This window comes from Paenibacillus sp. JT22N12, assembly GCF_056269365.1.
Map to the genome: position 1 here is coordinate 656820 of NZ_JBWDNU010000001.1, position 13302 is coordinate 670121.

At 52.7% G+C, this 13302-nt stretch carries 5 protein-coding genes; all 5 read right to left on the reverse strand.

Annotated features, from left to right (window positions below; translation table 11 throughout):
- Window positions 1-13: 13 nt before the first annotated feature.
- The 5 genes from AC0YOA_RS02775 to AC0YOA_RS02795 all read right to left on the reverse strand — a co-directional run bounded on the left by AC0YOA_RS02775 (window position 14) and on the right by AC0YOA_RS02795 (window position 13113).
- Complete coding sequence (locus AC0YOA_RS02775) at window positions 14-1852, reverse strand: cache domain-containing sensor histidine kinase (RefSeq protein WP_475785302.1); 1839 nt, start codon at window positions 1850-1852, stop codon at window positions 14-16.
- Window positions 1853-2037: 185 nt separating this feature from the next.
- Window positions 2038-9147, reverse strand: coding sequence for an Ig-like domain-containing protein (locus AC0YOA_RS02780; RefSeq protein ID WP_475785303.1), 7110 nt, complete (start codon window positions 9145-9147; stop codon window positions 2038-2040).
- Window positions 9148-9446: 299 nt separating this feature from the next.
- Window positions 9447-11123 carry an extracellular solute-binding protein gene (locus AC0YOA_RS02785; RefSeq protein ID WP_475785304.1) on the reverse strand — a complete coding sequence of 559 codons (1677 nt, stop codon included), beginning with the start codon at window positions 11121-11123 and terminating at the stop codon, window positions 9447-9449.
- Window positions 11124-11266: 143 nt separating this feature from the next.
- On the reverse strand, window positions 11267-12142 hold the full coding sequence (locus tag AC0YOA_RS02790) for a carbohydrate ABC transporter permease (protein ID WP_475785305.1): 876 nt from the start codon (window positions 12140-12142) through the stop codon (window positions 11267-11269).
- Window positions 12143-12159: 17 nt separating this feature from the next.
- Window positions 12160-13113: an ABC transporter permease gene (locus tag AC0YOA_RS02795; RefSeq protein WP_210043914.1), complete on the reverse strand. Its 954-nt coding sequence runs from the start codon at window positions 13111-13113 to the stop codon at window positions 12160-12162.
- Window positions 13114-13302 lie beyond the last annotated feature (189 nt).

The following is a 13302-nucleotide window of genomic DNA, read 5'->3' on the forward strand; positions in this document are numbered from 1 at the left end:
CCAATGCCTCCTATCATTGTAAAACCAGATCCGGGCGAAAGGGCATAACAGCTTCGACGCAGGTTCCTTCATTGACCTCCACGTAACGCAAACCAAACGGTTTCCCGCAGTGCAGCTGGATTCTCCGATGAACATTCATGGTGCCGTATCCGGTTCCGCTTTCGCTTAATTTACCGCCGGCATCACCGGCTGGCTGTTCCAGTAGAGCTTGGTTCATCCGCTGTGCATAGCAGCCCTTTCCGTTGTCTTCGACACGAAGTACGAGCGCTTTTCCTTCCAGTCGGGCTGAAATCGCAATCCGACAGTCGGCCGGCTGGTCGGCAAATCCATGGATGATGGCGTTCTCCGCCAGCGGCTGCAGGCATAGATGCACGATTGTCGCGGATAAAAGCTCATCCGGCACATTCACGGCAACCTGCAGATGATCCATCATCATCTGCTGGATATGAAGATAAGCTTCCACCTGCCTGATTTCATGCTCCACGGTGATCCAGGCCTGCCCGCGATTCAAGCCGTAACGAAATACATTGGCGAGTGAGCGGACAATCTGGCTTGCTTCCACATCTCCCGCCATTATCGCCCGGCAGTTGATCAGATCCAGCGTATTGTACAGAAAATGGGGGTTGATCTGGGCATGCAGCAGCTCAAGCTGGAGCTGGCGGCGCTCCATCTCTTCCACGAACGATTTTTCGATCAATCCGTGAATGGTCACTAGCATGGAAGCAAATTTCTGGTGGAGCTCATCCACTTCGTAAATCCCCGAATTTTGATTGGGAAGCGGTTCTTTGAATTCCACTACCTCCGGACGCTGAACAGCGCTGACCAGCCTGGTGATCGGAACCGTGACCCGCACGACAATTCTGCGGAGCCAGAAGCCTGCAACAAGCAGCGCAGCAGCAGCGGTAGCGGCGCCGATGGCCGAGATCGCAATGGTATACCGGCTGAAATGGCTCTCTGGGACGACAGTCAGCAGCTTCCAGCCGTTCTCCAGCGTTTCGAACATGACCCGGTCCTTTTCCCCGTCCACCTTCGCGACAAGCGAGCCGCTTGCGCCTGTCAATGCCTGCACGTATGGAAGCCCGCTTACATTTTCAAGAAAATCGTAGCGCTCGCTGAAGATAACCCGGTCGCTTTCGTCCAGCAGCAAATGATACCCTTTCTCCAGCGGAGCATTATCGAACACGCTCTTGATGCTCCCGGTATCCGCGCCGATGATGATCGTCCCGATGCTGCGCCCGTCCTTGATGCTGCTCTTCTTTCTCGCTGAATAAATCATGGCGGCGTTGGCCTGGCCTGACTTCTGACCCCACCAGACGGTCCGCTGTTCTCCTTTACCCAGGCTACGGTACCATGGCTCGCTTTGCAGATCCCCGGATTTGAATATCCCGGTCACCGGGTAGTAGTGATCCGTCGCCATCTCATAAAGTCCGACGCCCGGATCGAGTGCCAGGGACACCACATAGGACTGCTGCGCGTCTCTGCGGGAACCGAAATCATTGAGAAGCGACAGCAGGGACAGATTTTGAAGATTGGACTGCAGCGCGAAGAAATCGCCTACGGCCTCGAAGGATTCCTCATAATTGTTTTCCAGCAGGCTTTCAATCGATTGGTTCGTGGACACGAAAGCCGCCACGTTGTTCATCGTATCGAATTGATACCATACATTCCGGTAAACAAATTTCATCGACTGCTCCGCCATCTTGTGGGTATGGTCGTTCTGTACCCGTATAAGAATGTAGCTCGCCGCTGTTGCAAATAGCGCGATGAAGGTGACGATGAGTACAAAGATCGGAAGACTGAGCTTTGACAGAAAGCTCGAACTGCCGCTCCGCATTCGTTTCCTGATGAGCATTGTCCCTCCTTCTGCCGGACATCAGGCCAATGCCGGGAGAAGCCCCTAGACGGCATGCAAGTCCGAGGGGCTCTCCCTGATAGCTATGCCTTCTGTAAAACTTCGATAAATCCCGCTGAGGCTTAATAATAGGCTTATGCGCGAACAGGATACCAGACTGATAGAACCCTTTCCGGCAATTCAGCCTAAGGGCTGATTAAATTGTACAAGACCTGTGCGGCTTCCGCACGCGTTGAAATTCCTTTTGGCTCAAATATGCCCTCGGCACGGCCGCGGATTAAATGGAGTTCTGCCGCTTCCTGCACATATTGTGCGGCCCAGTCCGAAATCTCGGAACTATCCGCGAACAGCGCTGGTTCGGACGGAGTCACTTCCGCATCTGGAAGCAATTTGTGCGCCTTCATCAGCATAGTGACCATTTCTTCCCGTGTGATAGGGCCTTCCGGATCGAAAGCTCCGGCGCTCCTGCCTGTGACAATTTCGGCCTCATAAGCGATGGAAACCGCCTCTCTATACCAATCGCCCTCCGATACGTCGGCAAACTTCACCTCGCCCTGCTTCGACAGCTTCAATGCGTGGACCAGCATGGCCGTGAATTCGGAGCGCGTTATGGGACGGCCAGGCTCGAACAACATCCCGCTTGTTCCCTGAACGATTTGTTTTGCGGCAAGCTCTTCAATCACATTGTAAGCCCAATGACCCGCTGAGAGGTCGGAGAAATCTCTCTTTACTTCCAGAACTGCATATTTACTAAGATGATAGATTTGCGCGGTCAATCGGCCGTCGGCATATTCCCCGCCGATGTACTCGAGCCTGCCTTCATCAGAAATGAAATAAATACCCGCCAGCCTTGGATTTATGGAATCATCGACCTTAAGGCTGATCGTAACCGGCACATCCAACTGCGTGAGCTTCCCAGTCGTGCCGTCGGCTGCTGTGATGGTAAGGCTTATTTCATAGGTTTCGCCACCCAGCTTGATGGCCATATTAGGGTCTTGCTGCCCTTTTGCCAAAATATCGTTCACCGCAGACGGCGTGAGCAGCTCCAGCTTCAACGATATTACACTGCCCTCCAGCTTCTCCGCCGGGAGCTGACCGGACAGCTTCCTGATCAGCTCGGACGGAATCTCAAGAACCAGATTATCCGTCTTCACTTCAAGCTTATTCTGCGCCAGCAGCTCGGCGGCATTGGCCGGCAGCTGGACTGCTGTAGTATCCGCCGGAACTTCCACTGTAACGGTGCCTTCAGATAAGTTTGTGAACGTATCCGGCGGTACTATAACAGTCCCGGCAGCCGGGTAAGAAGGCTCGACTTCTGTGACTGCCGATGGCGGCGGAAAGTAGATATAAACATTCGTCACGGTTACCGTGCTTGCTGCGGTATAACCGCCATCTGCCGTCACGGCAGTAATAACGGCGGTGCCCGCTCCTACCGCTGTCACATTGCCGCTGCTGTCTACAGCTGCGACATTCGTGTTGTCCGACGACCAGGTCAGCGCCTTGTTCGCCGCGACCGCCGGGCTGACCGCCGCAAGCAATACGCCGGTTCCGCCAACAGTGAGCGACAGCGAGCTTCGATCAAGCGCAACGCCTGTTACGCTGACTGCCGCTGCTGTCACCGTTACTTCGCTGGCTGCAGTGAAGCCTCCATCCTGTGTTGCTGCCGTAATTACGGCGGTACCTGCTCCCACCGCTGTTACATTTCCGCTGCTGTCCACTGCGGCAACAGCAGCGTTGTCCGATGACCAGGTCAGCGCCTTGTTCGTCGCGTCCGCCGGACTCACCGCTGCAAGCAGCGCTGCGGTTCCGCCCGCCATAAGTGACAGTGTGCCCGGATCAAGGGTAATGCCAGTTACGCTGATTGGCTCCGCAGTTACAGTAACGGTGCTGACTGCCGTCATGGAACCATCTGCCGTCGTTGCCGTAATGACTGCCGTTCCCGGCTCTACTGCCGTCACTTTGCCCGCAGGGTCAACGGTTGCAGCCGCCGTATTATCCGAGCTCCACGTCACCGTTTGATTCGTTGCATCTACCGGTTCGATGGCTGCTGTCAAATCAGCGGTCATACCGGGCACCAACGAAAGTGTCGCTGGACTCAGTGTAATGCCGGTGACTCCAATCGTTAGAGGAGTTACGGTCACCACGCAGGCTGCGGAGAAGCCTCCATCTGCCGTTGTGACTGTAATAACCGCAGTCCCCGGTCCTGCCGCCGTCACTTTGCCTGCCGCATCGACGGCTGCGACGGCGGCATTATCCGAATTCCATGTCACCGCTTGATTCGCCGCATCCATGGGTTCCAAAATAACCGATAACGGGAATTCCTCTCCAGGCTTCAGCGCCAGCTCTGCGGAATCCAGAGAAACGCCGGCAACCGGTATCTGCGAGTCGTCATCTATGAAAGCAAACGAGTCATAAAAGGAGGTGTTCTTGGCATCAGCCGTCCCGTTGGTCCATTGGATAAAGTTATCTCTTCCGTTCTGGAAGTCCGCATCGTTAATGGCGATGTTAAAGCCTATGCTTCCGCCCAGCTCCGGATTCAAGTCCTTGACATGAGCCGCTGGAATCTTGAACTCATACAGCGTTTTGCCTGCCGCTTCATCACGAACCGCTTTGAAGGGAGTCTGGCCGCTCACTTCACCGCTTGGATTCGGCGGCGTCGAGTTAAAGATATTCGCAAGCAGCCTGCCGTCATCCGCCAGGGCAAAGCCCCATTCAACATCGTCGACTCCGTAAGGAGCCTCACGGTTGCCCAGAGGATCCAAGGTCACCTGGACCGAATCGTTCTTCCACATATTCGCCGCATTCTCGGATTGCTTGTGCACGTTATCGCGAACTGCTACCGCAAAATAGAGGCCATCCTCCGCCCACTTGGCGTAAGCGGTCGCTTCCAGATTGGCGGGATCGTGGAATCCGCTCGCATTCTGGGCTTTCGTGCGCAAGTGGAACGGAAATGCGTCCTGCCATTCGCCCAGACTGCCGTCGACCGTCACAGCCGACGCGTGCTGAACCAGGTTGAATTCAACCGGCATGAGCGAATCGTGAAAAATCATCTTGCTGCTTGCCGCTTCATCAACCTGCAGATCCACTGAATATTCATTGAACGCAGCTTGCGAATGGTACGTCCAATGGAAATCCATCCCGATGACATCGCCCTTCTTCAATCCGCTGAAAGCATCGGTCGTAACCGGCGCAAGCAGTGCCCCGTCCGGACCTTTAACGGTCACCTTGCCGGATTTGACAGCTGATGAGGTGCCGGTCAGCTGTACCGTCAGCACATCCAGCTCTTGAATCGTCTTCTTGACGGGGACGAGCCGGACTTGAAGGCCATCTTCGACCGTGAGCTGAACATCCTTCGTGTCGAATACGGCTCCCTCATGCATGATATCGAACCCGATATCATATCTTCCCTTGATCGTGCCTTCCGGTACGAGTACAGGATAAGGGACATCCAGCGAGCCATGTGCAGGAAGCGTCAATTCACCCGGCGTTGGACCGGTCTGTGCAGCGTCCCAGCCTTCCGGCAGCCTCGCCTCTATCGATACCTGCATGGGAGCATCCGTATCGTTAACGAGCGAAAGATTGAATGTGTTGACATAACCCGCTTCTCCAGTTGCCTGCGTCGGTACGACGTTCACCATCACACCGATGAATTTGGGCGTCTCTGAAGCGGAAATCGCCTCAGCCGCACCGGCAAATTCCCGGGCCAGCAAATTATAGGCATAGCTGTTTGCGTAATCACCCCGTGCAAATGCGTCTTCCGCCAATCTGCCGTACCGGTTCATCCGCAGCACTGCAGACGCGGTTACGGGCATAACATTGTAGCCGCCTTTCTTGACATTGAATGAAGCTGTCGCGGCTTGCGCTGCTGCAGCATAATCCAGAATATTGGCCCCGGATCCTTCATAGGCGTAGGACAACGCGACGGATGCATTTTCCGCCATATTATACAGCGTTTCCAATGCGACGTAGCCGGGAGCCGGTTCCAATGATCCGGCACCGATCTGGCCGGCGATCTGTTCCATCAGCGCATAGATATCCTTGATCCCCTGCTCCAATCCCGGAGCCGGGTGCTCCCCGGCAGCTGCCGCCGCAAGAGATGAACGGATACGGCCAAGTTCTGTCAGATCAGCGTCGATAAGCTGAGCGTTCTCCGGCGTCAGCAGCTGCGAAAGCCTGGCTGCGGCTTCCTGTTCTTTTCCTTGAAGAAGCGTGACCGCTGAGTCGAACACAAAACCGGCAGGCGCTCCCGTAATATAAACGGGTGAGCCGGATACCGTAAGCTGAACGCTGCCGCCCGCTCCCGATACCGGAACTTCCACACCGTTAATATCCTTGACCAGCAGCCCCGCTGCTCCGAAAGGAAGCGTAATTTCGCTTGTCAGCGGCTTGACGGCCGGATTATCCTTGTGGTCGACCTTCTTCCAGGCCACAATGACCGGCTCGCCGTCATTAAGAAATACATGTACGGCCACATCCGGATTCCCGGTATCCATGGTTCCAATATAACGCGATTTATCCAGGGTGGTCATCAGATTATTGACAGCGGCGTAGGCCAGCTTCGGTCTGCCGTCGTTATCCGTGATCCCCCAGAAGATATCATAGTACCTGTCATCCGTGCCATCGTTTTTGTAGTTGTAATATTCATAAGCCTTTACTTGATCTGTGATCAGGTAATTCAGGAAGGCGCGGACGACATAATCCCGCTGGGTTTCCTCTGTAACGGAAGGATATCCGGCATTGGCCGTCGGCCAGCCTCCCTCTGTCAAATAATAATCCTTCCAGCCCCCATAGGCGTTGACAAGATCCTTCACTCCGTCCATCATGCTCTGCAGATTGCCATCCGGCATGGAGTTGTAAACATAGGGATGATAGGAATACGCATCGGCATAGTCGTAGGAGCCAAGCTCCAATTCCTTCGGCAGCACGCTGCGCACGTTGGAGGTATGGTCACCGGCGAGCAGCATGGCGTCCGGGTCCGCTTTTTTCATATTCAGGTACGCGATCTTCTGCATCTGCACGAACTCCGCCGGAATATACGGCTTGGTGAAAATCTCGGGTTCGTTCGGCATCTCCCATTGACGGATCTTTCCTTTATAGCGGCTGACGGTATTGTAAACGAAATCGCCCATCGCTTTCAGGCCAGCGGTCGTATTGACGGTACCTTCCTGATAGTACGGGTTTCTGTCAATGCCCAGCACTGTAATTTGATTAAATCCGTAGGAGAACAGCTTATCCAGCCTGGCATCGACATTCGTGTAATCGTACACCTTGTTTCCCGACGTATCCGTCACATTGCGGTCTGCCTCCTCCCAGGTAATGCCTGAGCGGTGATGACGGGCTCCAAGCTTGCGCGCACCGTCGATAATATCATCCTTCCAATTGAGCGCATAATGCGTATTGAGACCGAATTTGCTCTCGTTGTCGAGATCAAGATCCTGAACCTCTGCGGCTTTTTTCACAACGACGAGGCGCATTTTTTTCGCTTTGTCAGGCTGCGCCACCCCGTCCACGGTAAATTCGGCTGACACCTCATAGGTGCCAATATCATGCAATGCAGGGTCAAAAGGAAACTCATCCGCACTCTTCGCATACTTGGCCACGTTATAGGTTTTCGTTCCCGAAGCAACAACGGCCTTGTCTCCATCTGCCCTGCGTACGGTATAATCCATCCGGAACTCGCGCGCCTTGGCGCCTGCATTCAATGCCAGCGATAGTCCCGGTGATTCCTCTTGCGTGTAGATGCCGGCGTAATTGCCGGAAGGCTGAAGATCCAATACATAAGGCGCAGGTATCGGATCAATCGAAAAATTGTCAATCATCAGATTGATTCCGCCTACCACATTCCATTGAAAATAACCTTTCTGCAAAGCCAGCGGATCGGAATCGTCTCCGCTTGCCACTTCTACGCCGTCAATAAACAGCTCATGCGTGATGCCGCTGATGCGCAGCTCATAATTATGCCAGTCGTCGAGCAGCGACTTTACATGGTTGGCGATATAGTAGTTGCCTCCAAGCGTCGTCTTTCTCATCAGAAAGTACTTGGAGTTATGCGTAGCCCATTCCATCGCATTGTTGTTCATATCGTCTACAGCGCGGTATCGAAACCGCCATGTGTTCTGTACCGCCGTACTCGTCCGTTCATATTTCGCCTTGAATTTGACGACGAAATTATCTGCGTTCAGGTACATGGGAAGGTTCAGCTTGGCGCTGCCCGATCCATTCAGATTAAAGACTTTGCCGCCGCCGTCCGGCAGCTGGATCACTCTTGTATTGCCTCCGGTCGTCCAGCCTGCGGGAGCGGAACCGGTCGTCTCCCCTTCAAAATTATTCACATAAGGCTGGATCTCATCAACGACGACGGCAGCCTCCCCGGACAGCGGATAGCGGGCTGTGCTGCCGTCCTCATCATGCGCGGAAATATAATAGCGAATAAGTCCCGCCCGGTTCGTTCCCGGAATAACTGCAGTAAAAGAAGCGCTTCCATTTTCTTCCGCTTCAATAACTTGAGCAGGCGCATCCTCCCCGTAACCATAGTAGACCGATGCCGTCACGGAGGAAGTGCTCTCCCCCAGTGTGAAGGAAACAGGCAGGTTCGTATTGTATGGCACACTGGCAACCGGTGTATGATTGATAGTGAACGTGCTCGGAGTGGCAATCGTTCTGACCTCCACATCGCCCACACTCAAATTGACAGCGCCACTGACGCTTTTCAGGGAGAAGCCGACTCCCCCGGCCGTGAGATCGGAATCAGTGAAAACGGTTACGGGTGTCCCGTCGATAACAAGCTTGAATTCGGCACCGTTAACCTCCAATTCGTATTGATGCGAATCCGCCATGTTGAAGCTCGGCAGCACGGTCCTGATATCAAATTGGCTTCCTACCTGCACATTGGTTGAGGAATTGGAAAACTTCCAGAATTCAACCGATTTAGCATTTTTGAATTCCAGAAAATAATAATTCGTACTGGAGCTGTACCGGAACAGCGTACGGAAGCGATCGGACTGGGCGTCAAACGACAAGGTATAATCCTGCGTGCTGTATGGCAGCGCTGATGCCTTCACGACCGCACGCTGCGGAGCCCCGGTCGATGTCGTTGTGCCGATCATGCGGGCTTCGGCGCCGCTGCCCTGCGTCTGCCAGGCCGTACTGCCGAACATATCCCATTTGCCTAGCCCGCCGGTAAAACTGTCCTCAAACAGCACTGTCGAATTCTGCGCTCCCGCCGGTGCGGGAAACAACTGCAGCAGCATAACTGCAATCAACAATAAGCTTATATTTCTGACCCTCATGACCATTCATGAATCCCTCCGAAAATGGCAATATAGCCCCCGCCAATACAGTTCACCTGTATTGGCGGGGGTTTTTAAAAGTTCGGTGATGAACCGGCTGAGCAGGCGGAAATAGTCTGGAGAAGCGTAAGCTGAAAGCTTTCGTAAGAAAGCTGCTTCGGAAGCCTACACTTACAACCTTTGTACCCCGAATTTACCATTTAAAGGTATCCAAATTCAAAAATTCAGGGGTACAACAGCGATTGGAAGACGTTTCCGCATGCGCAGCCACTCTTTCTCACCGGGGCTTAAAAGACTAGCCGGCTTTACTTGCCCGATTTCTTCTTGAAGGATTCCTCGAGCTCCGCAAGAATTTGCGTACCGCCCTGGGATTTCCATTTTTCCACGAATTCATCGAATTTCTTGATGTCGCCGCCCATGATGATTTGCGTAAATACAGCGTCGCGCATCGTGTTCAGTTCAACCAGCTTGGCGATTTTCGTAGGTGAATCCAGATAGTTGGATGCGTCCGTGATCTGGTAAGGATTGTTGATTGCTACACCCAGCGCTTCGGAGAAGCGAAGCGGGAGAGACTCCAGATAACGCGGCCAGCCGTTTAATCCAGGTGCGAAGGTGTAAGCTTGTGCGCCCCGGAAATTGCCATTCTTATCCTGCTGTGTCTTGGGATCTACCAGTTCGGTTACCGTTACGTTTTTCATCTTGCCATCTACAATCGTGTAATCCTCGCCTTCGATTCCCCAGACAGTCAGCATCTGATTTTCAGGGGACAAGGATTCTTCAATAATGGATAGCACTTTCTTCGGATCCTTGGTCTTCGCGCTGATCGCGCTCATTTGAGAGAAAGGAGCGCCAGATGGTGCAACCGCCTTGCCATCTGCCCCGACAAGCGATCCTGTCAGTGTCAGATACTTGAATGGCTGCTCGGCCTGGTTTTCCAGCTTGCCGTCTGCAGCCAGCTTGCCGCTTTTAATCAGCTCGTTCGTCTCGATTTGCATATCGTAATCATTTGGCGTTGACCACCAGCCCATGTAGGAGAACAGCTTGCCGCTGTACAGCTTCGCACGCAGCTGCTCTTCCTTGATGGTTGCGAACTCCTTGTCAATCAGGCCTTCCGCATACATTTTTTGCAGGAATAACAGCGCTTCCCTCATTCTTGGATCAATATCATAATTGCTGAACTTGCCATCCTGTTCGGTGAAATATCCAGGTGTTACGCTGAATGCGCCAAAAATATTGTCAAAGGAGTTGTTGGCATATTTCTGTTGCCCGATCTGAGCCGTATAGCCTCCAAGCGGAGTTACATCCGGTTTTGCCTCTTTAATTTTCTTAAGCAGGTTGTAATACTCATCAAGCGTTTTCGGCACAGTGGCGCCTGCTTCTTTCAGATAATCGGTACGCATGGCCAGATCCCATCGGTAGCCCGCGCCCGGTCCGCCTTGATAAGGAATCCCGTAGATCTTGCCGTTTACCTTCGCCTGCTCGAAAATTTCCATCGGCACTTCTTTCAAAATATTCGGCGTATCCATAGGATTGATCATATCGGTAAGGTCGACAAAAGCGCCCTGCTGCGCATATTTTTGGAAGTCATCGGCAAAATCGATACGGGTGACATCCGGAATGTCGCCGCTGGACATTTTCAGATTCAGCTTGGTTTTATACTGCTGAACATCCACCATTTCAGGAATAATTTTGATATTAAGCTTCTTCTCGATCGCTTGCTTGATAACATCCTTCGATGGGTCGTACGGCAGAGAAATATCCTGGCCTTTCAGCCATTTGAGCTCGTAAGGCTGTGAATCTGCTGTGGCTTCCGGTGTATCTGTGGTTTCCGCTGCTGCCGCCGGTGTTGTTGTATTGGCCGGTTGATCATTCGTTCCACCATTTGCCCCGTTGTTGCTGCTGCCGCACCCTGAAATTGCCAGAGTTCCGATCATTACGGCTGCAAATACTCCGAATAACCATTTTTTCTTCTGCTTTGACATGAGCAATAATCCCCCTTCAAATTATCTGATCTATATTTACCCTGGAGAAGCCGTTCGAAAAGTCCAACCCTGTCATAGGTGAATTCACTTTTTGAGCATGCGTCTTTTAGGGGTAAACCGATGGTTATGGACGTTTTTTTCGTCTACCCTTTGACCGAGCCGATCAGCATACCCTGTTCAAAATATTTCTGGATGAACGGGTAGATGATCACCATCGGCAGAGCGACGATAATGATGGCGGCCATCTGGATGCCGATTGTTGGCGGCGGTTTGGAGCCAGCCGCTTCGAGCAGCTCCGGCGGAAGACTGGAGCTTGCGATTATGGTCCGCAGCACGAGCTGTACCGGCGCTTTATGCCAATCCGTGACATATAGCAGAGCATTGAAGAAATCGTTCCAGTAGGTCACCAGGTAAAGCAGTCCGACGGAAGCGATAACCGGCATCGAAAGCGGGAGCACAATCTGCCACAGGATTCTGAATTCAGAAGCCCCGTCAATGGAGGCGGACTCCTTCAAGCTCTCGGGAATGCCCTCGAAAAATGATTTCATAATGATCATATTGAAGGCGCTGAAGGCCATGACCAGAATGAGAACGTAATCGGAGTTGAGCAGCCCCAGATTTTTGATGGTCAGATAGGTGGGAATCATCCCGCCCTTGAACAGCATGGTGAATACAAAGAACAATATAATGATCCGCCGTCCGGGCAGCTTCTTGTCCGCCAGCGCATAGGCCGCGGTAGCGGTGAGAAGCAAAGCCAGCAGGACGCCGCCCAGCGTGTTGCGGAGAGTGATTCCGTAAGCGCCGTAAATCAGGGATCCTTTGCTCAGCAGGTACTCGTAATATTCGAAGCTGATCGAAGCCGGAAACAGGATCAGTCCGTCCTTTTCGCTGAAGATATGATAAGGCGTAATCGATACGGTCAGGACGTACCAGAATGGAATAATAATGATCAAGGTCAAGATGGTGAGCACGATATAGTTGGTTGTGACGAAGGCGGTCTCGCCTCTCGTGAGCTTCATAGTCCGCTTCCCCTTCTTTAGAAAATGCCGGAATCATTGATCCGCTTGGCAAGATGATTGGCGATGAGCACCATTGCAAGGCCGATAACGCCTTTGATGACATCTGCCGCTGCCGCCAGACTGAGGTTGAACTGTTCAATACCAACCCGGTAAATATAGGTATCGAGGATATCCCCCACTTCGAATACCATCGGGTTGTACAGATTGATAACCTGATCCAGCCCTGCGCTCATGATGTATCCGACTCTCAGGATGAAGATGACTACGATGGTCCCCGTAATTCCCGGCAGGGTGACATGGATGATTCGTTGAAACCTCGTCGCACCGTCCACAATAGCCGCTTCATAAACCTCCGGGTTAAGCCCGGCAATCGCAGCCATGTAGATGATAGCGGCCCAGCCCATCTCTTTCATCGCATCCGTGACGACGAGAATGGTCCGGAAGTAACCGGGTTCAACAAGCAGATAGGCCGGCTCCCCGCCGAACCATTCAATGATCTTGTTGATGACTCCCGTTTCAGGCGAGAGAAGTACGGTGATGATGCCTCCATACACAACCCATGACACGAATCTTGGCAAATAAACGGCGGTCTGCAAAGTCTTCTTGAACCATCTGGCCCGGATTTCGTTCAGTGAAAGCGCCAGCAAAATCGGACAAATGAATCCGCTTATCATCTTGTACAGACTGATGAGCAGGGTGTTCACGAAGGCATTGCGGAACATCTCCGATTCGAAGAGCATCCGGAAATATTTCAGCCCCGCCCATTCGCTTCCGGAGAAGCCCTGAATCACGTTGTAATCCATAAAGGCGATGCTAATCCCGTAAAGGGGAAGGTAATCAAATATGAAAACCCATACAAAAGCGGGCAGCAGCAGGATATAAAGTAATTTGAACTTCCATATCCTTCTCAGCTGCCTCTTGAGAGGCGCCTCTCCTTTCTTCTTGGCAGTTACAGCAGTTGCCAGTTCCATCTTTCCCTCCTCCGATCCTTCTCTCTCTATCCACTTTCCTTCAAGAAAGTGCTTACATCTGTAAGCTTACTTGATATCTAAGGAGTGGAAAACCGGAGCAAAGTACAATTATACCCGGGAAAAGTCGCATTGGACGGCTAAATGGCCGAAGGCCATGGAAAAGCAAAGCCCGACCGCCGCACTGCGCGA

Bases quoted from the DNA above. Each gene is read 5' to 3' on its own strand.
- AC0YOA_RS02775 (WP_475785302.1), bottom strand. From the start codon at position 1,852: ATGCTCATCAGGAAACGAATGCGGAGCGGCAGTTCGAGCTTTCTGTCA.
- AC0YOA_RS02780 (WP_475785303.1), bottom strand. From the start codon at position 9,147: ATGGTCATGAGGGTCAGAAATATAAGCTTATTGTTGATTGCAGTTATG.
- AC0YOA_RS02785 (WP_475785304.1), bottom strand. From the start codon at position 11,123: ATGTCAAAGCAGAAGAAAAAATGGTTATTCGGAGTATTTGCAGCCGTA.
- AC0YOA_RS02790 (WP_475785305.1), bottom strand. From the start codon at position 12,142: ATGAAGCTCACGAGAGGCGAGACCGCCTTCGTCACAACCAACTATATC.
- AC0YOA_RS02795 (WP_210043914.1), bottom strand. From the start codon at position 13,113: ATGGAACTGGCAACTGCTGTAACTGCCAAGAAGAAAGGAGAGGCGCCT.